This window comes from Uliginosibacterium silvisoli (genome assembly GCF_036017035.1).
Lineage (GTDB): Bacteria > Pseudomonadota > Gammaproteobacteria > Burkholderiales > Rhodocyclaceae > Viridibacterium > Viridibacterium silvisoli.
The window spans coordinates 138,490-159,126 of sequence record NZ_JAYXHS010000005.1 but is presented as its reverse complement, the minus strand read 5'-3'; the positions used below and the strand labels follow the sequence as shown (position 1 = coordinate 159,126).

The following is a 20,637-nucleotide window of genomic DNA, read 5'->3' as shown; positions in this document are numbered from 1 at the left end:
ATAAAGCCCATTTAAACGGGCTTTTCGCCCGTAGAGCGTCTTTTTCGGGCCTTATTTCTTCCACTTGCCGGGCTTGCCCGACGAGAACTGCTGGCCGCGAGCCGGTGGCCGGCTGTCGTTGAAGGCGCGCTTGGGAGGCGTCTCTCCGCCGGACGATGCACCGCCGGAGTCTTCGCTGAATCGGCGTGGCGGTGCTTCGCGGCGTGGCGGACGGGAGTCGCCACTGCCTTCGCGGAAGTTGCCGCGTGGCGCATCGCCGCTATCACGGCGCGGCGCGCGTTGCGGCTTTTCATCGATCTCGCCGGGTTCTACGGCGCGGATCTTGATCTGCAGCTGACACACCCGCGTGCGTTGCAGGCGCTCGAGGATGTTGCTTGGCAGGTTGCTGGGTAGCTCGACCGTGCTGTACTCGCTGAAGAGATTGATCTGACCGATCTGGCGGCCATCGATACCGCCTTCGTTGGCAATGGCGCCGACGATTTCTTTCGGTGTCACGCCGTGATTGCGACCCACTTCGATGCGGTAGCGTTGCAGCACCCCGTCGGCAACAGCGCGGCGGCGTGATTCGATCTCTTCGCGGCGATCTTCTGGCAGTTTTTCCAGGCTGCGACGCTCGCGTGTTGCCTCGTTGTAGCCCGCATCAATGAAGGCGCCGCTGCGGCGTGGCTTCTCGCCGTCAACCCTGCTGGCAAAAGACGGCTTGCTGTGCGGGGCGCGGCTGTCGGTACCTTCTTGTGGGCGCTGACTGTAACGCTCGTTGAAGCTGCCCGAGGGCGCCCGGTCGTTGCGATCATTGCGCTCTGGCGCGCGTGGCTGTAGCACTTCCGGCTTGTCCGTACCTTCGAGCTGCAGGGGGCGCTCGCGTTGCGCGAGGTAGGCGAGGGCTGCTGCAATTTCTTGCGCGCTGATGCTTTGTTCTTCTTCGAGTTGCTGCACCACGTTCATGAAGAAGCTCATGTCTTCACTGTCCAGCGCGTCGAGGATTTCCTGCTTGAATTGCGAAACGCGTTTTTCGGCTACGGCTTCGCGGCTTGGCAGGGCGATCTGTTCGATCGGTTGGCGTGTGGCGCGCTCGATGGCGCGCAGCATGCCGCCTTCACGTGGTGCAACGAACAGGATGGCATTGCCCGCGCGGCCAGCACGACCCGTGCGGCCGATGCGGTGCACATAGGCTTCGGTATCGTACGGAATGTCGTAGTTGATGACATGGCTGACGCGCGGCACGTCGATGCCGCGCGCGGCAACGTCGGTCGCCACGACAATATCCAGCGCGCCACTCTTGAGCTGTTCGATCACGCGTTCGCGCAAGCCCTGGGTCATGTCGCCATTCAGCGCGTCGGCGGCATAACCGCGTGCGGCCAGCTTGTCGGCGAGTTCCACCGTCGCGGTCTTGGTGCGCACGAAGATGATGGCGGCGTCGAAGTCGTCCTCCACTTCGAGAATGCGGGTGAGGGCGTCGAGCTTGCTCACGCCACGCACCTGCCAGTAGCGTTGCTTGATGGTCGACACGGTGCTCGTGGCGGCCTTGATCTTGATTTCCTGCGGGTCGCGCATGTGCGTACGCGCAACGCGGCGGATCACGTCGGGCATGGTGGCCGAGAACAGCGCTGTCTGACGCTCGGCCGGCGTGTGCTCGAGAATCCACTCCACGTCGTCGATGAATCCCATGCGCAGCATTTCATCGGCCTCGTCGAGAACCAGAGCCTGCAGGCCGTCGAGCACCAGGCTCTTGCGATTCAAGTGGTCCATGACACGACCGGGCGTGCCGACGATGACCTGTGCCCCGCGACTCAGCTGGCGCAGCTGCACGACCATACTCTGGCCGCCATAGATCGGCACCACATGGAAGTCGCGCATGTACTTCGCATACTTCTGGAAGGCTTCGGCGACCTGGATGGCGAGCTCGCGCGTCGGTGTCAGCACCAGTACCTGCGTCTTCTTGCTGGCAGGAATGAGGCGTTCCAGCATGGGCAGCGCGAAAGCTGCCGTCTTACCGGTACCGGTCTGGGCCTCTCCCAGCAGGTCCTTGCCCGCCAGCAGATGCGGGATGCAGGCGGCCTGGATCGGGGACGGATTTTCGTAGCCGATTTCCGCCAGCACGGTAAGCAGCGGCGCAGAGAGTTTGAGTGCTTCGAAAGTCTCGGCGGAGGACGGGGAGGAGGTCGATTCGGTCATGGTGTCGCTACCAGCGTATGGAGGGCGCGCGGCATATTGCACTGCGCCAAGTATCTGCATTATCGCTGACGCGGGCGCAGATGCCTGAATAAGTTGATGACGGGGGCTTTGAGCGCGGGGGGGGCGGGAATGACAAAGGGCCCTTGCGGGCCCCTTGTCGTCGTGCGGGGTGAAGCGCTTACTTCAGCACGGCAGCGATTGCATCCGCCACGTAGTCGATGTTCTTCGTGTTCAGCGCAGCAACGCAGATGCGGCCGGTCGACACGGCGTAGACGCCGAACTCGGTCTTCATGCGTTCGACCTGCTCAGCCGTCAGGCCGGTGTAGGAGAACATGCCGCGTTGCTTCAGCACGAAGCTGAAATCCTGCTTCACACCGCGTGCAGCCAGCTTCTCGACGATGGCGCTACGCATTTCGCGGATGCGCACGCGCATGCCGGCGAGTTCGTCTTCCCATTGTTGGCGCAGCTCTGGCGAGGACAGCACGGCCGCAACGACGGCGCCGCCGTGGGTCGGCGGGTTGGAGTAGTTGGTGCGTACGACGCGCTTCACTTGCGACAGCACACGGCTCGCTTCGTCCTTGCTGGCGGCTACGATGGTCAGTGCGCCGACGCGTTCGCCGTACAGCGAGAAGGACTTCGAGAACGAGCTCGAGACGAGGAACTGCAGGCCCGAAGCGGCGAACAGGTCGAGCGCCACGGCGTCTTCCTTGATGCCATCGGCAAAGCCTTGATAGGCCATGTCGAGGAAGGCGATCAGGTTGCGTTCCTTGATCGCGGTCACGACTTGCTTCCACTGGTCTGCGGTGATGTCCGCGCCCGTCGGGTTGTGGCAGCAGGCGTGCAGCACGACGATGGACTGGGCGGGCATCGTGCGCAGGTCAGCCAGCATGCCTTCGAAGTTCACGCCACGCGTGGCGGCGTCGTAGTAGGCGTAGTTGCTGACCGGGAAACCGGCCGATTCGAACAGCGCGCGGTGGTTTTCCCAGCTCGGGTCGGAAATATAAACGGTGGCGTTCGGCAGCAGACGCTTGAGGTAGTCGGCGCCAACCTTGAGCGCGCCCGTGCCGCCGAGGGCTTCGATGGTCAGCGTCTGGTTGTTGGTGATCAGGGCCGAATCCTTGCCGAAGAGCAGGGTTGCGACGGCGTTGTTGTAGGCCGCCAGACCTTCGATCGGCTGGTAGCCACGTGCTGGCGCGGCTTCCAGGCGGGCCTTCTCGGCGGCTTTCACTGCGCCGAGGAGAGGGATCTTGCCTTCGTCAGTGAAATACACGCCCACGCCAAGATTGACCTTGGTGGTGCGGGTGTCTGCGTTGAATGCTTCATTCAGACCCAGAATGGGGTCACGCGGTGCCATTTCGACGGCGGCAAAGATCGACGAACTCATGAGTGCTCCAGCTATGGAAAGAAACCCCGGCGCACCGTGCGCGGAGGCAGGACGAACTTGTCAGCAGAGATAGAACCGACGGTACGGAATCAGGTCACTACAAGGTAACCTAACGAACCTAGCGCAGATTTGCTGACGCCAAATCCGATACAACTCAGTATTTTAGCATGCCAGAGCAGCCTTCCAGCCCTCCGATTGTCACCTTTGATGGCAGCCCGTTCCGCCTGCATCAGCCGTTCCAGCCTGCTGGCGACCAGCCCACAGCCATCACACAGCTGACGGAGGGCATCGAAGACGGCCTGATGTACCAGACCTTGTTGGGGGTGACCGGCTCGGGCAAGACCTACACGATGGCCAATGTGATCGCTCGCTCCGGGCGGCCGGCCATCGTGCTGGCACCGAACAAGACGCTGGCCGCGCAGCTGTATTCTGAATTCCGCGAGTTCTTTCCCGAGAATGCGGTCGAGTACTTCGTCTCGTACTACGACTACTACCAGCCCGAAGCCTATGTGCCGTCGCGTGACCTGTTCATCGAGAAGGATTCGGCGATCAACGAGCACATCGAGCAGATGCGCCTGTCGGCCACCAAGAGCCTGCTGGAGCGCCGCGACGTGGTGATCGTCGCGACCGTGTCGTGCATCTACGGTATCGGCGATCCGGGCGACTATCACAGCATGATCCTGCACATCAGCGAGGGCGAGAAGATCGCGCATCGCGACGTGCTGCAACGCTTGGTCGGCATGCAATACACGCGCTCCGATGTGGATTTCCATCGTGGCACCTTCCGCGTGCGTGGCGACGTGATCGACGTGTTCCCGGCAGAGAATGCCGAGCTGGCTGTGCGCATCGAGATGTTTGACGATGAGATCGAGCACATCACGCTGTTCGATCCGCTGACGGGCCACCTCAAGCAGAAGCTCGGTCGCTTCACGGTGTATCCGTCGAGTCACTACGTGACGCCACGCACGACCGTGATGCGTGCCATCGAGGACATCAAGGAAGAGCTGCGCGAGCGCATCGAGTTCTACCACCGTGGCGGCAAGCTCGTCGAAGCGCAGCGCATCGAGCAGCGCACACGCTTTGATCTCGAGATGCTGACCGAGCTGGGGTTCTGCAAGGGCATCGAGAACTACTCGCGCCACATGTCCGGTCGCAAGGCGGGCGATCCGCCACCGACGCTGATCGACTACATGCCGGCCGACTCCCTGATGTTCGTTGACGAATCGCACGTGGCGATTCCGCAGGTGGGCGCCATGTTCAAGGGCGACCAGGCGCGCAAGCTCAACCTCATCGACTTCGGCTTTCGCCTGCCCTCGGCAGCAGACAATCGCCCGCTCAAGTTCGACGAATTCGAGCGCCTCATGCCGCAGACCATCTTTGTTTCGGCGACGCCCTCGACGTATGAAGATGCGCATCAGGGGCAGGTCGTCGAACAGGTCGTGCGGCCGACGGGGCTAGTGGATCCGATCGTCGACGTGCGCCCGGCAACGACGCAGGTCGACGATGTACTCACCGAAATCCGCAAGCGTGTCGCCGTCAGTGAACGCGTGCTGATCACCGTGCTGACCAAGCGCATGGCCGAGGAGCTGACGGAATATCTTGGCGAGAACGGCGTCAAGGTGCGCTACCTGCATAGCGATATCGACACGGTCGAGCGCGTCGAGATCCTGCGCGATCTGCGTCTCGGCGAATTTGATGTGCTGGTGGGTATCAACCTCTTGCGCGAAGGTATCGATCTGCCGGAAGTGTCGCTGGTGGCGATTCTCGATGCCGACAAGGAGGGTTTCCTGCGTTCCACGCGCTCGCTGATCCAGACCATCGGCCGGGCGGCGCGCCACCTCAACGGCACGGCGATCCTCTACGCTGATCGCATGACGGATTCGATGCGCGCGGCGATCGGCGAAACCGAGCGTCGTCGCAACAAGCAGATTGCTTTCAACGAAGCCAATGGCATCGTGCCAAAGTCGGTGAACAAGCGGATCAAGGACATCATTGATGGTGTCTATCAACCGGATGCCGAGAACCCGGCCTTGCTGGTTGCAGAGCCCGGCGTCGACTACGCAACCATGAACGAAAAACAGCTTGCGAAGGCCATCAAGAAGCTGGAAAAAGACATGATGGAATACGCGAAGAATCTGGACTTCGAAAAAGCTGCTGCTGCGCGCGACGAGCTCTTCAAGCTTCGCCAGCGCGCATTTGGCGCAGATCACCACTGAAATTCAAGAGAGGAGTCAGGAGTAAGGAGGGAGGGGTTCGGGGCGCATTGCTCCTCGCTCCTCACTCCTTTCTCCTCACAGAAGTCGTGAAGAGAATTCTGTTTGTATGTACGGGGAATATCTGCCGTTCACCCACAGCGGATGGCATGGCGCGTCACTGGGTGCAGCGCCTGGGCATGCATGGCGAGCTGGAAATCGATTCCGCCGGCACGCACGCCTATCACGATGGCGAAGCGCCGGACCCTCGCGCGCAGAAGGCGGCCAAGCGTCGCGGTTACGACTTGTCGAAGTTGCGTGCGCGGCCCGTCACGCCTGAGGACTTCGAACGATTCGACCTCATCGTGGCGATGGACAAGGGGCACCTTGTCTGGCTGAAGCGCCAGTGCCCAACGGAGCATCACCACAAGCTGGTGATGATGCTGAGCTTTGCCGAACGCCATGCTGCGGGCGACGTGCCGGATCCCTACTACGGTGATGAGGAAGGCTTCGAGCGGGTGCTCGACATGTGCGAGGACGCCGTGCAAGGCATCCTCGACAAGTACCGTTAGGCCGCTATCCGAGCAGTGCGCCGGAGCGCGTGATCATGCTGATATCGACGCGATGCGAGGTGCGCTCGTCGTTGCCGAAGGCCAGTTCCCAACCGCCCAGATCAAGCGATCGCATGCCTTGCAACAAGGCGGGCGTGCCTGTTGCGTTGCCTGACCTGCGCACGGTTTCGATCAGGGCGCGCCCGGCGATGTAGCCTTCGAGGCTTGCCGCTGTGGGCGCCTCGTCGAGGTATTTCGTCAGCACGCGCGAGAACTCGCGCACGACGCGTTCGGTGCCTTTGTGAGGGTTGGGCACAACGCGCGACAAGAGCAGGCCGAAGGACAATTCCGCCCCCAGTATCTGTTGCAAGGCTGTGGCATCGACGGCGGACGTCATGCCGATCATCATGCCCGGCGCTCGGCCACGCAATTCACGAGCAAGCAGTGCGGCGGGGATGGTGTCCGCAATGATGACCAGGGCTTGCGGCGGGGTGCGTCCGATGCCGCTGGCCAGCGCGGCGGCATTGCTGCCATCGTCTTTCAGCGTGACGAGCGAAGGCAGCGGAATATTGTGTTTGCGCAGTAGATCCATCGCCGCATTGCGGGTCGCGAGACTGGCTGGGGCAGGTGTGTGCGCAATGGTGACTGTGCTCATATTGCCGGCAGAGAACTGTCGGAACATGGCAAGAAGCTCTTCGGCGTAAGTGGCGCGCACGTATACGACGCGATCACCCGCGCCAGACGAGGCAAGCCCGCTCATCGGAGCGAACAGCAGGCGCCCGGATGCCTTGAAGGCGGGTGCTGCCAGTACGGCTTCTACACAGGCGTCGCTGGTAAAGCCGAAGAGGATGTCTGCGCGATCCTGTGTCAGGAGTCGCGACACATTGGAGACTGCCTGCGCAGGAACGGCGCCATCGTCGATCTGTATGAAGCGCCATTTCCGACCGGCAGTGCCGCCGCTGGCATTCACCTGGTCAAAGGCCAGTTTGGCGCCTGTGAAATAGTCTCGCCCCAGGTTCTGCAGGGGGCCTGAAAGGTCGACCGATTGGCCGACGATGATCTCGCTGCGCGGCTGCTGCGCAGTGAGATTGAAGCTTGAAAGCAGGGCGGCGGAGCCCTGCGTGGAGCTGATAAGGAACTTGCGGCGGTTCATGACGTGACCCGTCTTGAGGGAGCCGCATAGTGCTCTTCACTGATTATCGCCTCATTACAAAATGAAGAAATTTTTAGGATCTTGTTAGTGAAAATCTAGCGCTGGCGTGGCTTGGCCCGCTCTACACTTGCCTCGGCTGCTTCAAGAGCGGTGCGCCACGATCAAAACAACAAGGGGAAAGAAAATGCTGAAAATCTGGTTTCTGCGACTGGCAGGTCTCTACTTCCTGGTCGGCGTGGGCATGGGATATGCCATGTCAATTACCGAGAAGTTCGCGCAGATGCCTGTGCACGCGCACGTCAATCTGCTGGGCTGGGTGTCGATGGCCATATTCAGCCTGGTGTACTTTGCGCGGCCGGCCGCGGCAGAGACGCGACTCGCCAAGGCGCACTTCGCGCTGTACAACCTTGGCTTGCCCATCATGATGGTGGCCCTGAGTCTTTTTCTTTCCGGGGCCAAGGAGGCGGGGCCTGTGATCGGCCTGGGGGCGACGCTGCTGATCATTGGCGTCATCTGCTTCGTGATCAACCTGTTTCGCCAGATCAAGGCCTGACGTTTGCAGCGCGTCAGCGCCTGCCGTGCTTGGGGACCGCTCCGGCGGATGACGCGCTACGCGTGACGTGACTGGCCAGCAACAGGAAGATGCTGGGCCGGCGATCGAGATCCGGCTTTTCAGCCTTCTTCCACTGCGCGATGCTACGCGTCATGACCCATTCGTCAGTCGTAGTGAGCGATGTGGCGACACAGAGCAGGGTTTCTGGCTTGCAGGCCGCAAGCAGCGCGTCGAGCATGGCCGCGTTGCGATAAGGCGTCTCGATGAAGAGTTGGGTGCGTTGCCATTGCGCCGATTCCGCTTCCAGTTGCTGGATGCGTTGCGTGCGCTCGGCCGCTGCAATCGGTAGATAGCCGTGAAAAGCGAAGCTCTGGCCGTTGAGGCCGGACGCCATCATGGCCAGCAGCAGCGACGACGGGCCTACCAGCGGCACGACACGCAAACCGTGATGGTGGGCGCGGCGCACGACCAGCGCGCCAGGATCGGCCACGGCGGGGCAGCCCGCTTCCGACATCAGGCCGATATTGCGGCCGGCCTTGGCTGCCTGCAGATGCGCATCGAGCCAGGCCGTGTCCGGCGATTCAGGTAGCTCGTGGATGTCGAGCTCCTGCAAGGGGCGTGGGTGGCCGTAGCGCTTCAGGTCCGCACGTGCCGTCTTGGCGCGTTCGACGATGAAGTAGTCGAGTGCCTGCAATTGCCGCACTACCTCGGGCGGATGCGTCAAGGCGCTGTCGCCCGGGCCCAGTCCGACGGGAATCAGGTAAAGCGTGCCGCTGCTCACAAAATCTCCACGCCTGCTGTACGCAGCATGTTGCATAGTGAAATCAGCGGCAGGCCGATGAGCGCGTTCGGGTCATCACCGCGCATGTATTCAATAAGGCTGATGCCCAAGGCTTCGGCTTTGGCGCTGCCTGCGCAGTCGAATGGCTGCTCGCGTTCCACGTAGCGCTGGATTTCTGCATCGCTGAGTGCACGAAAGCGGACCTCGGTACTGACGGCATCCTGCTGGTATGTGCCGTTGCGGGTATCCAGCAGACAAAGCGCGGTGTGAAAAAATATCGACTTGCCACGCATGGCTTGCAGTTGCCCAATTGCGCGCTCGGCCGTCCCGGGTTTGCCGAAGCGCTGCATATCGCTGTATGCAACCTGGTCACTGCCAATGATCAGCGAGCCGGGATGACGATTAGCAACGGCACGCGCTTTGGCGAGAGCCAGTCGCTCTGCCGTTGCGGTGGGCGTTTCGCCTGGCAGCTCGCTCTCATCTACGTCAGGCCGATCTGTCAGAAAAGCCAGTTCGAGCCGTTCCAGCAGCTGTTTGCGGTAGGTCGATGTGGAGGCCAGAACAAGCGAAGGCATGAAGAATGCTGGCGCGACTCCGCGCAAGCTTTGACAGGGAAGGGCCAAGATAATATCATTGACGGTTTATGTCGCACCACAACGCAAGCATTGCAGACCCCTTCGAGTTCGCGCGCCGCGGCGCCGTGCTGGAGGCCGAGGTGCCTGCAGGTGGTTTTACCAGACTCGCCGATCAGTTGCGTCCCGCGGGAGCGGAACGTGCCGTCAAGTATCGTATCGAAGGTGAGAGCCGTGACGACAAGAGATTTCTTGTCCTGCAGCTCGAAACCGAAGTAGTGCTTGGCTGTCAGCGTTGTCTTGGTGATGTGGCATGTCCCGTTGAGTCGCATAGCCGTTTGTTGTTGGTGCGCGAAGGGGATGAGCTTCCTGATGAGGATCTGGCCGAGGATGATTTCGACCCGATCCACGCAAGCCGCAATCTCGATGTGCTGGCCCTGGTTGAAGACGAGCTTTTGCTGAGTCTGCCACTGGCGCCGATGCACGATGAGTGCAGCGTGTCTTCGGGTGGGCCGCAGGATGATCTGGCGTCGCCTTTCGCGGCGTTGGGCAAATTGAAGCGTTCGAATGATTCAAACGCATAGTTTTCAGGAGTAGAACAAAATGGCCGTTCAACAAAACAAGAAGTCCCCATCCAAGCGTGGCATGCACCGTTCGCATGATTTCCTGACAGCACCTTCGATCGCTGTCGAGTCGACCACCGGTGAAGTTCACCTGCGTCACCATGTTTCCGCTTCCGGTTTCTACCGGGGCAAGAAGGTTGTCAAGGCCAAGGGCGAGTAATCCGCCCCCTTGTCGGGCGGGCTGCCTCCAGCCCGCTCTCTGCATCACCGACTCCGCCACAGGTCGCAATGAACGTCACAATCGCGATTGATTGCATGGGCGGTGACCACGGTCCTTCGGTCACCCTGCCGGCTGCCAGCGAATTTCTGCGTGCTGATCCGACGGTAAAGATCGTACTGGTCGGGCTTGCGGATATCTTTTCCAAAGCAGTCCTTGCCGAGTTCGCTCCCTTTGGGGATCGCGTGCGGATCCAGCACGCCAGCGAAGTCATTGCCATGGACGAAGCGCCAGCGACTGCCATGCGTGTGAAGAAGGATTCTTCCATGCGCGTGGCGATCGATCTCGTCAAGAGCGGTGAGGCTCAGGCCGCCATTTCTGCCGGCAACACCGGCGCGCTGATGGCGATCTCCCGCTTCGTGCTCAAGACCCTTCCCGGCATTGATCGCCCCGCGATCGTGCAGGTCATGCCTGCCGTCGAAGGGCAGACCTACATGCTGGATCTGGGCGCCAACGTCGACTGTACGGCCGAGCATCTGCTGCAATTCGGCATTATGGGCGCAATGCTGGTTGAGGCCCTGGAGCACCAGGAGCGCCCTGAAGTCGGCTTGCTCAACATCGGTGAAGAAGAGACCAAGGGCAACGAAATCGTCAAGGAAGCCGGCGAGTTGTTGCGCAAGAGCGGGCTCAACTTCATCGGCAATGTCGAGGGTAACGACATCTACAAAGGCTCGTGCCACGTCATCGTCTGCGATGGATTTGTTGGCAACGTTGCGCTCAAGGCTTCTGAGGGGCTCGGCATGATGTTCGTGAGCTTCCTCAAGGAAGAGCTTAACCGTAACTGGTTTACCCGTCTGTGCGCACTTCCTGCGGCACACATGCTGATGCGTTTCAAGCGTCGTGCAGATCACCGCCGTTATAATGGCGCGGTGTTGCTGGGCTTGCGTGGGGTGGTCGTGAAAAGCCATGGCTCAGCGGATGCATTTGCGTTTGGCCAGGCTTTGATTCGCTGCACCGAAGCGGCACGCAATCAGCTGATCGAACGAATTGAGCGGCGCATGGTGGAATACACGCAAACGCACGCTCCTCGCACCGAAGAACAGAACAGTACTCAAGCGGTCCGTACAGCATGATTTTTTCTCGTATTGCGGGGACGGGCGGCTTTCTGCCCGGTTCGCCCGTCTCCAATGACGACCTCGTCGCGCGCGGCATAGATACTTCGGATGAGTGGATCTCCGAGCGCACCGGCATCCGCACGCGTCATCTGGTTGAGACGGGTGTCACGACCAGTCAGCTGGCCAGCGAAGCGGCTCGCCGAGCGCTGGATGCTGCAGGCGTGGCCGCGACCGAAATCGATCTGTTGATCGTTGCGACGACGACACCTGACATGATTTTTCCAAGCACGGCCTGTCTCGTACAGAACGTGCTGGGCGTGCCAGCAGGCGCGACTGCCTTCGATGTGCAGGCTGTCTGTAGTGGATTCGCTTACGCGCTGGCCGTTGCCGACAAATTCGTAAAGAGCGGCAGTCACAAGCGCGCGTTGGTGATCGGTGCGGAAACGCTGTCGCGCATCGTTGACTGGAAAGATCGCGGCACCTGTGTGCTGTTCGGCGATGGCGCTGGTGCGGTTGTCCTCGTGGCCGACAGCGAGCCCGGAATTCTGGCGACCGCGCTGCATGCAGATGGCAGCCAATCGCCTATCCTGAATGCGACGGGCAGCATTTCCAATGGGGTGATTACCGGTTCGCCATTCCTGCACATGGACGGACAGTCCGTGTTCAAGATGGCCGTGCGCGTGCTGGGTGATGTGGCGTTGGAGGTGCTTGCTGCTGCGTCGATGCAGATCGGCGACCTGGACTGGTTGATCCCGCATCAGGCCAACATCCGCATCATGAAAGCGACCTCGAAGCGCCTTGGCCTTCCTGATGAGAAGGTTGTGGTGACTGTGGATCGTCATGGCAATACGTCTGCTGCCTCGGTGCCGCTGGCACTTGATGCCGCAGTGCGTGACGGACGTATTCAACGTGGCCAGAGTGTCCTGCTGCAAGGTGTTGGCGGCGGCTTCACGTGGGGCGCTGCGCTGCTGCGCTTCTAGGCCGACGCTTGCTTCGTGGTGCCGGTCGGGCGCCATGAGGCTGTCACATTATTCTGCGAGCGTTTTGTTGTCGCTTCGCCCATATCTCAGGAGTTCATCTTGAAGAAATTTGCCGCTGTTTTTCCCGGACAGGGCTCGCAGTCGGTTGGCATGATGGCGCCCTATGGCGATCAGCCTGTGCTGCGCGAAACCTTTGCAGAGGCGAGCGAAGCTCTGAAGCAGGACCTGTGGCAAATGCTTGCCGACGGCCCCGCTGAAACGATCAATCAGACCGTCAATACACAACCCATCATGCTGACCGCCGGAGTCGCCGTGTGGCGGGCCTGGTTGGCTGAAGGTGGTGCAGCACCAGCCGTGGTTGCAGGCCATAGTCTGGGTGAATATTCTGCGCTGGTTGCTGCCGGCGCTCTGCAGTTTGCCGATGCCGTGCAGCTCGTGCGTTTTCGGGCGCAGGCCATGCAAGAGGCGGTGCCGGCGGGTGTTGGCGCAATGGCTGCCGTGTTGGGGCTTGAGCCGGATGCCATCGAAGCTGCTTGCAGTGAAGCCGCCCAAGGACAGGTTGTTTCTGCTGCAAACCTCAACTCTTCCGGTCAGATCGTGATTGCGGGGCACACTGCTGCCGTGGAACGTGCGATGGCTGCGTGTACCGCACGTGGTGCAAAGCGTGCTGTGCTGCTGCCTGTGAGCGCGCCGTTTCACTGCGCGCTGATGGCGCCCGCCGCGGAACGCTTGCGCGAGCGTCTGGCCTCGGTGGCGATTGCCGTGCCTGAGATTCCGGTCGTGAATAATGTCGACGTTGCAACACCCTCCGATCCGGATGCGATTCGCGATGCGCTGGTACGTCAGGCGTTCAGTCCGGTTCGCTGGATCGAAACCATTCGCCACATGCATGCTGATGGTATTGAGGCTGTCTACGAATTTGGTCCGGGCAAAGTGTTGGCCGGTCTGGTCAAGCGCATCGAGAGCTCGCTGACGATCGAAGCGATTACCGATAGCGGAAAGCTGCAGGCTCTGGCGCAAGCCTGAGTCCGACGACCCATCTTGCGACCTATCGCAACAGGAGAAAACGAACGTGTTCAGTCTTGAAGGACAAGTGGCACTGGTAACGGGTGCCAGTCGTGGCATCGGCAATTCGATTGCGCTGCAGTTGGGTAAGGCCGGCGCAACGGTCATCGGTACGGCAACGTCGGAGTCGGGCGCAGCTGCGATTTCTGCGGCGCTGGCCGAGGCGGGTGTGAAGGGCCGTGGCATGGCGCTTGATGTGACCGATGCAGCGGCGGCCGAAGCGGCTGTGACGCAGATCGAAAACGAATTTGGGGGTGTCTCGATTCTGGTCAATAACGCCGGCATCACACGTGACAACATCGCCCTGCGCATGAAAGACACAGAGTGGGATGCGGTCATCGACACCAATCTGAAAGCGGTGTTCCGCATGTCCAAGCTGGTCATGCGCCCGATGATGAAAGCGCGCTTTGGCCGCATCATCAGCATTACCTCGGTGGTCGGCAGTGCCGGCAACCTGGGTCAGGCCAATTACGCCGCTGCGAAAGCCGGTGTCGCGGGCATGACGCGCGCGCTGGCGCGTGAGCTGGGGAGTCGCAACATCACAGTCAATTGCGTGGCGCCTGGATTCATCGACACCGATATGACTCGTGAGCTGCCGGACGCGCAACGCGATGCGTTGCAAGGCCAGATCGCTGTGGGCCGCCTGGGGCGTCCCGAAGAGATTGCTGCTGCAGTCGTGTTTCTTGCTTCAAGCGAAGCCAGCTACATTTCTGGCGCAACCTTGCATGTCAATGGCGGCATGTACATGGCGTGATTTTTCAGGCTCCAGAGCCTGATTTGAACCCGGCAGGAAGCGTCGCAAGAGCCGATACGAGAAGGTGACTCAAAGTTGGCGGCGCTTTCTGCTAAAATGGTGAAGTTTGTCCAATTAGTAGACGCATTAATTCAGAGAAGGAGCGATTCATGGAGAACATTGAACAGCGCGTTCGTAAGATCGTCGCCGAACAACTTGGCGTCAACGACGCGGACATCAAGAACGATTCGTCGTTCGTGGATGACTTGGGTGCAGATTCGCTGGACACGGTTGAACTCGTGATGGCGCTCGAAGAAGAATTCGAATGCGAAATTCCGGACGAAGAAGCTGAAAAGATCACCACTGTTCAGCAAGCAATCGACTACGTCAGCGCCAATCTGAGCAAGGCCTGATTGAATTCGTGAAGTCGTAATGCTGTATGGCCGGCGTGCTTGAGGGCAAGCCGGGCAAGTAGTTCGATACGGCTTCAAGCGGCGGAACAGTCCGGATCCGGAATGTTCCGCCGTTCGTTGTTAATGTCTTCCGCTTTTTGCCGCGCTGTCGTCATGCGCTCGTGCCATCTGGTCTGGCATGCGAAGACACCCCGCAGGTTCCGGCATTTCGTGGGTGTGGTTTCGAGGCAGGACGCGGAGACTCTCGAAGGAGCAAATCCTTGACGCGTCGCCGAGTCGTCGTAACAGGGCTGGGGATTATTTCTCCGGTTGGCAATTCCCTTGCTGCTGCATGGGACAATATCGTCAATGCGCGTTCGGGCATTGCACGTATCACGCGTTTTGACGCGTCTTCACTGCCCACCCAGATTGCGGGTGAGGTCAAGAATTTCGACGTTGCGCAATATCTTTCCCCGAAAGAGGCGCGTCGTTTCGACACGTTCATTCACTACGGCCTGGCTGCCGCCATCGATGCACTCAAGGATGCGGGCATCGAAGCAAACCCTTCCTACGCGGAACAGGTTGGCGTGTGTATCGGCTCGGGCATTGGCGGTTTGCCGCTGATCGAGGATACGCACGAGGCTTCGCGCGAGGCCGGCGTGAAGAAGGTGTCGCCGTTTTTCGTGCCCGGTTCGATCATCAACATGATCTCCGGCATCCTGTCGATCAACTATGGTTTCAAGGGCCCCAATTTCGCGACAGTGAGTGCGTGCGCGACCGGCAATCATTCCATTGGTGAAGCCCAGCGTCTGATCGAGTATGGCGATGCGGACGTCATGATCGCCGGTGGTGCCGAGTCGACAGTGTCTTTCCTTGGTGTCGGTGGTTTCTGTGCAGCCAAGGCTTTGTCAACACGCAATGACGATCCTGCTACAGCGAGCCGCCCATGGGACATGGGCCGTGATGGCTTCGTGCTGGGTGAAGGTGCCGGTGTGCTGGTACTTGAAGAGCTTGAGCACGCCAAAGCACGTGGCGCGAAGATCTACTGTGAAGTCGCTGGCTACGGCATGAGCTCCGATGCTTATCACATCACGGCACCTAGCGAAGGTGGTGAGGGTGCTGCACGTTCGGTGACCAATGCGCTGCGCAACGCACGCGTCAATAGCGAGGCGGTCGACTACGTCAACGCGCATGGCACGTCGACTGGTCTCGGTGACATTGCTGAAACGCTGGCGATCAAGCGAGCCTTCGGTGATCGTGCAAAGCAACTGGCAGTCAGCTCCACCAAGTCGATGACAGGTCACTTGCTGGGTGGTGCGGCAGGTATCGAGGCGGTCTTCTCGTGCCTGGCCATCCATCATCAGGTTGCTCCACCAACAGCCAATCTGCATGATCCAGATCCAGCATGCGATCTTGATTATGTGCCGCTGATTGCCCGCCCGATGAAGATCGATGTTGCGATCTCCAATTCGTTCGGTTTTGGCGGTACGAACAGCACGCTGGTGTTCCAGCGCGTCTGATCGCGAGTGACGGGAGCCCCTGCAGCATGTCTGTTGCCGGGGAGCCTGCCGCAAACAAGCTCGCTAACAAATACCCTTCGCGTATTTCACTGGCCCGATCCTCGGCTTTATGGCTGGCGATCGGGCTTGTGCATTTGATGCCTCTGGCAAGCATGCTGGGAGCTGGCGTCCCGTTGTGGGTTCGTTGCCTCGTTATTGTGCTGTGTCTTGTATCAATCCAGCGCGAGTTGCGCACTGCCCGACGCTTGCGTGAGGCGAGTTTGCGTCCGCATGCTGAAGGTGCTCAATTGCTAGTGGGAGAGAGGGTCTTCGAGGGGCGCGTGTTGCCCACAAGCGTGGATATGGGGCCCTTGCTCATCCTGCACTGGCAGGCAGAGATGGGCGGCCGACAGCGGCGTTTTGCGCTATTGCGCGATGCTTTTTCCGCTGAAGAGTGGCGCGTGATGAAACTCTGGTTGCACTGGTCAGTGATGTCGCAGTCAGCGCAATCCGTTTAGCTGTTCCAGCGTTTCAGACCCCACGGAAAGCGTCGATTGGTGAGTATGGTGGGTTTGGCTTGCGCGGAGGTTTCCGGATAATCGCGCGAGAAATGCAGACCTCGCGTTTCCTTGCGACGGAGCGCGCTGCGCACGATGAGATCGGCCGTGGTGACCAGATTGCGTAGTTCAACCAGATCGTTACCGATGCGGAAGTTGGTGTAGTACTCGTTGATTTCCCGCTCCAGCAGGCGAATGCGGTGCTGGGCGCGTTGCAGGCGTTTAGTGGTGCGCACGATGCCGACATAATCCCACATGAAGCGTCGCAGTTCGTCCCAGTTGTGCGAGATGACGACTTCTTCGTCGGCGTCCGAGACGCGGCTTTCGTCCCACGCAGGCAGGGATGTCGCGATAGCACGCGGATTCTTCAGGATGTCCTGTGCGGCGGCTTCGCTGAAGACCACGCACTCGAGCAGGGAGTTGCTGGCCAGTCGGTTGGCGCCGTGCAGCCCTGAGCACGAGGTCTCGCCAATGGCATAGAGACCGGGCAGGTCGGTGCGCGAATTCAGGTCGATCATCACGCCGCCGCAGGTGTAGTGAGCCGCGGGGACGACGGGGATGGACTGCTTCGTGATGTCGATGCCAAGCTCCGCGCAGCGTGCCAGGATGTTCGGGAAATGTTCGTGCAGGAATTCCGCGGGTTTGTGGCTGATGTCGAGGAAGACGCTGTCGATACCGCGCTTCTTCATCTCGAAGTCGATGGCGCGCGCCACGATGTCGCGCGGTGCGAGTTCTGCGCGCGGGTCATGGGCCGGCATGAAGCGTGTGCCATCCGGTAGTTTGAGCAAGCCGCCTTCGCCGCGCACTGCTTCAGAAATCAGGAAAGACTTGGCTTGTGGGTGATAGAGACAGGTTGGATGGAACTGGATGAATTCCATATTGGCAACGCGGCAGCCTGCGCGCCATGCCATCGCAATGCCGTCGCCAGTCGCAGTGTCCGGATTGGTCGTATAGAGATAGACCTTGCCGGCGCCGCCCGTGGCCAGCACGGTATGCGATGCCGCGAAAGCTGTTATGTGCCCGCTTTTGATATCGAGCAGGTAGGCGCCAAGACAGCCCGCGCTTGGTTTGCCGAGCTTGTGGCCGACGATAAGGTCGACAGCGACGTGTTGCTCGAGGATGGTGATGTTCGGATGCCGACGCACGCGGTCTGTCAGCGTTTCCTGGACGGCAGCGCCGGTCGCGTCGGCAACGTGCACGATGCGTCGATGGCTGTGACCGCCCTCACGCGTGAGGTGCATGCCCCAGGCTGTTTCATCATCCGGCGTGAAGGGCACGCCTTGTGAGCGTAGCCATTCAATGGCGCTTTTGCCGTGCTCGACGACAAAACGCGTGGCGGCGGGGTCGTTGAGATGACTGCCGGCGACCAGCGTATCGTCGTAATGCGAATCAACTGAATCGGAGGGGTCGATCACGGCGGCAATGCCGCCTTGAGCCCACGCACTCGCCGTATCTTCGATGTGCCGCTTTGTAACGAGAGCAATGCGCAATTTATCGGCAAGCCGCAGTGCAAGTGATTGCCCTGCAAGCCCGGTGCCGAGAATCAAGACGTCAAACTGCTTCAAGGAGAAGAGCCTTTGAGTGGGGGTGAAGCCTGGATGGAGAGCCGGCATCTATTTTGGCGCCTGCGAGGACTTGAAGCCACAGCAAGCTTGTCAGCGTTTGCGCGCTGAAATATAGCATGCGCGTTTGTTGGTCCAACTTGAGGCAGATTGTGTCCTGCCATGAACTTCCCGGCACGCCTTCGGTCACACCGCCAGTACGTCGCAAGGCATGGGCTATACTCGCGCGGATTCGTCGGCCGATGAGTGGCAGACAGAACAGTGCAGAAAGAGTCGATGAGCGACAGGGAAATTGACCAGCAGTTGGTTGAGCGGGTACAGCGCGGCGATAAGCAGGCCTTCGGTCTGCTCGTCTCGAAGTACCAACGCAAGCTCGCCCGGCTGTTGTCACGCATGATTCGCGATGCGGCCGAAGTGGAGGATGTGACGCAGGAGGCTTTCATAAAGGCCTACCGGGCGCTGCCGTCATTTCGGGGTGACAGCGCGTTTTATACGTGGCTCTACCGGATTGGCATCAACACGGCCAAGAACTATCTCGTGTCGCAAGGGCGACGCGCGCCGACGTCTACCAGTGTGGAGGCAGATGATGCCGAATCGATGGAGGACGGTGATCTGTTGCGTCACGTCGATACGCCAGAGCGTTTGATGATGACCAAGCAGATTGGCGAGACGGTCAACTCGGCGATGGATGCATTGCCGGAAGAGTTGCGTACGGCCATCGTGCTGCGCGAGATAGAAGGTTTGAGTTACGAAGAGATCGCAACTGTGATGGATTGCCCTATTGGCACCGTGCGGTCGCGTATTTTCAGGGCACGCGAGGCAATATCGGAGCGTCTGAAGCCGATGCTCGATGTGGCACCTGACAAGAGGTGGTGAAATGATGAATGAACAGATTTCTGCATGGGTCGATGGTGAGCTTTCCGAGGTGGAAATGCATCGTGTGCAAGATGCAGTGGTGCGCGATCCAGCCCTGCAAATGAAGTGCGGCACGCTGTGGCTGATTGGTGATGCGATGCGAGACGAGCCGGCGCTATCGCTCGATTTTACGCGTCGTGTCATGGCGGAGTTGGCTGCGGAGCCAACTGTTCTTGCGCCGGTCATTGTCTTGCCAGTGAAATCGGTTGGGCGCGCGCAGCGCTGGATGCCTATGGCTGCCGCAGTAGCAGGTGTTGCCGTTGTCGCCTGGGTCGCTTTGAGCAACAGCGCTTCGCAGCAGGTTGCCGCACCCGTCATGGCCGTTGCAAAACCGCAGGCGCAGCAGTTTGCATTGCAGGCTGGTGTGCAGCGGTCCGTCAGCAGGGCTGATGATGACCGCCCCTATTTGATGGCACATCAAGCTTACGGCCCTGGCGTGCAGATGGCTGGCGTGTCGGGCTATGTGCGCCCCGTTTCGATGGATGGCGCCATTGCGTCTCGTTAATGCCTCTTGCTGACATTGTGAAAATGGTTGTGAATTTCAGTGCGATGCAGCGGCTCGCGGCTGTTTTGGTGCTTGCTGCGTCGGCAGGTACTGCGGCTGCAGGTGGACAAGATGCGACGGCCTGGCTACATCGCATGAGTCAGGCATCGCGCACGCTTAACTACTCCGGCTTGTTTGTGTACCAGAGCGGGGGGCGGTCCGAGAGTTCGCGGATTACGCACGTGGTGGATGGCTCCGGCCAGCAGGAGCGACTGGAAACGGTCGACGGGGCATCGCGTGAAGTGGTGCGCAATAACGATGAAGTGCAGACCTTCTTTCCAAAGGAGCGTTTGCTGGTCATCGATCGTGCCGTGGCGGGAAGCTTTCCCGGCCGCTCAGTCACGGTGGTTTCCGGTTTGAGCGACTTCTATGTGGTGCGCATGGGCGAGGTCGAGCGTGTTGCCGGGCGCGATGCGCAGTCGATCCGTCTCGAGCCGCGGGACGATATGCGATATGGGCATGAGTTATGGGCGGACGTGGCGACAGGTTTGCTGATCAAGGCGCGCATGTTGCGCGGGCCTGGCGAGGTGGTCGAGCAGTTTGCTTTTTCGGATGTACTGATCGGACCGCAAGTCGATCGTGAGCGTGTCAAGCCACGTTACAGCCGCACCTCGGACTGGACTGTGTTGAATGCGCGCGGCACGGATTTGCGCGCAGAAGAGTTCGGCTGGGCCTTTCGTGGTCTTCCCCCGGGTTTCAGGCAGGTATCGCTTGCACGCAGACCTATCCGCAAGGATGGTCCGGAAGCTCTGCATGCCGTGTTTTCCGATGGTTTGGCCACCATATCGGTATTCATTGAGCCGAACAACGGGCGCAACATGAGCGTTGCGCCAGTACAGAGCCATGCCGGCCCGAGCGGCATCTACAAGAGCAGCAAGGGCGATGTGATGGTGACGGCCATTGGTGAAGTGCCACCCGCTGCCTTGCGCCGTGTCGTGGATAGCGTGGAAAAGCTGCCCGGCTCGAAACCCTGAGCGGGCCGTGGCCCTGTCGTAGCGGCGCAACGCTGCTCGAGTGTGGGGCTCCTGTTGATTGTGGCGACCCTGTCGCCTCTGGTATGTTCGCTCCTTTGCTGGCGGATCTTTCGCTAGGTCGTGTTTACGGCCTTGCCTTCGCCGCGGACGACACACTGGA

21 protein-coding genes are annotated in these 20,637 nt (G+C 60.2%); 15 read left to right on the top strand and 6 right to left on the bottom strand.

The genetic code is table 11. The features are described from left to right. Window positions 1–51: 51 nt before the first annotated feature. Window positions 52–2,175, bottom strand: a complete 2,124-nt coding sequence (locus VVD49_RS21265; RefSeq protein WP_327601248.1) for a DEAD/DEAH box helicase — start codon at window positions 2,173–2,175, stop codon at window positions 52–54. A gap of 178 nt (window positions 2,176–2,353) precedes the next feature. After that, window positions 2,354–3,559, bottom strand: a complete 1,206-nt coding sequence (locus tag VVD49_RS21260; RefSeq protein ID WP_327601247.1) for an amino acid aminotransferase — start codon at window positions 3,557–3,559, stop codon at window positions 2,354–2,356. A gap of 167 nt (window positions 3,560–3,726) precedes the next feature. Between VVD49_RS21260 and uvrB the strand changes: the two genes are divergently transcribed. Beyond that, window positions 3,727–5,775, top strand: a complete 2,049-nt coding sequence (uvrB, locus tag VVD49_RS21255; RefSeq protein WP_327601246.1) for an excinuclease ABC subunit UvrB — start codon at window positions 3,727–3,729, stop codon at window positions 5,773–5,775. Window positions 5,776–5,861: 86 nt separating this feature from the next. Next, window positions 5,862–6,323, top strand: coding sequence for a low molecular weight protein-tyrosine-phosphatase (locus VVD49_RS21250; RefSeq protein WP_327601245.1), 462 nt, complete (start codon window positions 5,862–5,864; stop codon window positions 6,321–6,323). A 4-nt stretch (window positions 6,324–6,327) separates the two neighbouring features. On the opposite strand, the gene VVD49_RS21245 is transcribed toward VVD49_RS21250, so the two are convergent. Next, entirely contained in the window at window positions 6,328–7,455 is a 1,128-nt protein-coding gene (locus tag VVD49_RS21245) for an ABC transporter substrate-binding protein (RefSeq protein WP_327601244.1), read from the bottom strand. A 184-nt stretch (window positions 7,456–7,639) separates the two neighbouring features. Here VVD49_RS21245 and VVD49_RS21240 point away from each other — a divergent pair, with 184 nt between their 5' ends. Next, window positions 7,640–8,008 carry a hypothetical protein gene (locus tag VVD49_RS21240; protein WP_327601243.1) on the top strand — a complete coding sequence of 123 codons (369 nt, stop codon included), beginning with the start codon at window positions 7,640–7,642 and terminating at the stop codon, window positions 8,006–8,008. A 13-nt stretch (window positions 8,009–8,021) separates the two neighbouring features. Here VVD49_RS21240 and VVD49_RS21235 read toward each other — a convergent pair whose 3' ends face one another. Next, window positions 8,022–8,825, bottom strand: a complete 804-nt coding sequence (locus VVD49_RS21235; RefSeq protein WP_416384922.1) for an SAM-dependent methyltransferase — start codon at window positions 8,823–8,825, stop codon at window positions 8,022–8,024. After that, window positions 8,786–9,364 (bottom strand): Maf family protein, encoded by a 579-nt coding sequence (locus tag VVD49_RS21230; RefSeq protein WP_327601241.1) that lies wholly within the window; start codon window positions 9,362–9,364, stop codon window positions 8,786–8,788. Before VVD49_RS21230 ends, VVD49_RS21235 begins: the two co-directional genes overlap by 40 nt. 68 nt (window positions 9,365–9,432) lie before the next feature. On the opposite strand from VVD49_RS21230, the gene VVD49_RS21225 reads away from it, so the two are divergent. The 9 genes from VVD49_RS21225 (at window position 9,433) to VVD49_RS21185 (ending at window position 16,443) form a co-directional block, all read left to right on the top strand. Continuing rightward, window positions 9,433–9,945 (top strand): YceD family protein, encoded by a 513-nt coding sequence (locus tag VVD49_RS21225; RefSeq protein ID WP_327601240.1) that lies wholly within the window; start codon window positions 9,433–9,435, stop codon window positions 9,943–9,945. 19 nt (window positions 9,946–9,964) lie between these two features. Continuing rightward, window positions 9,965–10,144 (top strand): 50S ribosomal protein L32, encoded by a 180-nt coding sequence (gene rpmF / locus VVD49_RS21220; protein WP_327601239.1) that lies wholly within the window; start codon window positions 9,965–9,967, stop codon window positions 10,142–10,144. Window positions 10,145–10,212: 68 nt separating this feature from the next. Next, on the top strand, window positions 10,213–11,274 hold the full coding sequence (plsX, locus tag VVD49_RS21215; RefSeq protein WP_327601238.1) for a phosphate acyltransferase PlsX: 1,062 nt from the start codon (window positions 10,213–10,215) through the stop codon (window positions 11,272–11,274). Further along, window positions 11,271–12,236 carry a beta-ketoacyl-ACP synthase III gene (locus VVD49_RS21210; RefSeq protein WP_327601237.1) on the top strand — a complete coding sequence of 322 codons (966 nt, stop codon included), beginning with the start codon at window positions 11,271–11,273 and terminating at the stop codon, window positions 12,234–12,236. The genes plsX and VVD49_RS21210 overlap by 4 nt, the downstream gene beginning before the upstream one ends. Before the next feature lie 99 nt (window positions 12,237–12,335). Beyond that, window positions 12,336–13,262: an ACP S-malonyltransferase gene (gene fabD / locus VVD49_RS21205; protein ID WP_327601236.1), complete on the top strand. Its 927-nt coding sequence runs from the start codon at window positions 12,336–12,338 to the stop codon at window positions 13,260–13,262. A 46-nt stretch (window positions 13,263–13,308) separates the two neighbouring features. Continuing rightward, entirely contained in the window at window positions 13,309–14,055 is a 747-nt protein-coding gene (gene fabG / locus VVD49_RS21200) for a 3-oxoacyl-ACP reductase FabG (protein ID WP_327601235.1), read from the top strand. Window positions 14,056–14,204: 149 nt separating this feature from the next. Continuing rightward, window positions 14,205–14,447, top strand: a complete 243-nt coding sequence (gene acpP, locus VVD49_RS21195; RefSeq protein ID WP_327601234.1) for an acyl carrier protein — start codon at window positions 14,205–14,207, stop codon at window positions 14,445–14,447. A gap of 260 nt (window positions 14,448–14,707) precedes the next feature. Then, the gene (gene fabF, locus VVD49_RS21190) at window positions 14,708–15,946 is read left to right on the top strand and encodes a beta-ketoacyl-ACP synthase II (RefSeq protein ID WP_327601233.1); all 1,239 of its coding nucleotides are present in this window, start codon (window positions 14,708–14,710) and stop codon (window positions 15,944–15,946) included. Between the two features lie 26 nt (window positions 15,947–15,972). Continuing rightward, entirely contained in the window at window positions 15,973–16,443 is a 471-nt protein-coding gene (locus VVD49_RS21185; protein WP_327601232.1) for a YgfX family protein, read from the top strand. Here the strand turns inward: VVD49_RS21185 and nadB are convergent. Further along, window positions 16,440–18,095, bottom strand: a complete 1,656-nt coding sequence (nadB, locus tag VVD49_RS21180; RefSeq protein ID WP_327601231.1) for an L-aspartate oxidase — start codon at window positions 18,093–18,095, stop codon at window positions 16,440–16,442. The two genes, VVD49_RS21185 and nadB, sit on opposite strands and share 4 nt — an antisense overlap. Window positions 18,096–18,320: 225 nt before the next feature. Between nadB and rpoE the strand changes: the two genes are divergently transcribed. The 3 genes from rpoE to VVD49_RS21165 are packed head-to-tail and all read left to right on the top strand — an operon-like array spanning window position 18,321 to window position 20,477. Then, on the top strand, window positions 18,321–18,920 hold the full coding sequence (gene rpoE / locus VVD49_RS21175; protein WP_327601230.1) for an RNA polymerase sigma factor RpoE: 600 nt from the start codon (window positions 18,321–18,323) through the stop codon (window positions 18,918–18,920). Between the two features lies 1 nt (window position 18,921). Beyond that, window positions 18,922–19,464 carry a sigma-E factor negative regulatory protein gene (locus tag VVD49_RS21170; RefSeq protein ID WP_327601229.1) on the top strand — a complete coding sequence of 181 codons (543 nt, stop codon included), beginning with the start codon at window positions 18,922–18,924 and terminating at the stop codon, window positions 19,462–19,464. Then, window positions 19,464–20,477, top strand: a complete 1,014-nt coding sequence (locus VVD49_RS21165; RefSeq protein ID WP_327601228.1) for a MucB/RseB C-terminal domain-containing protein — start codon at window positions 19,464–19,466, stop codon at window positions 20,475–20,477. The genes VVD49_RS21170 and VVD49_RS21165 overlap by 1 nt, the downstream gene beginning before the upstream one ends. Window positions 20,478–20,637 lie beyond the last annotated feature (160 nt).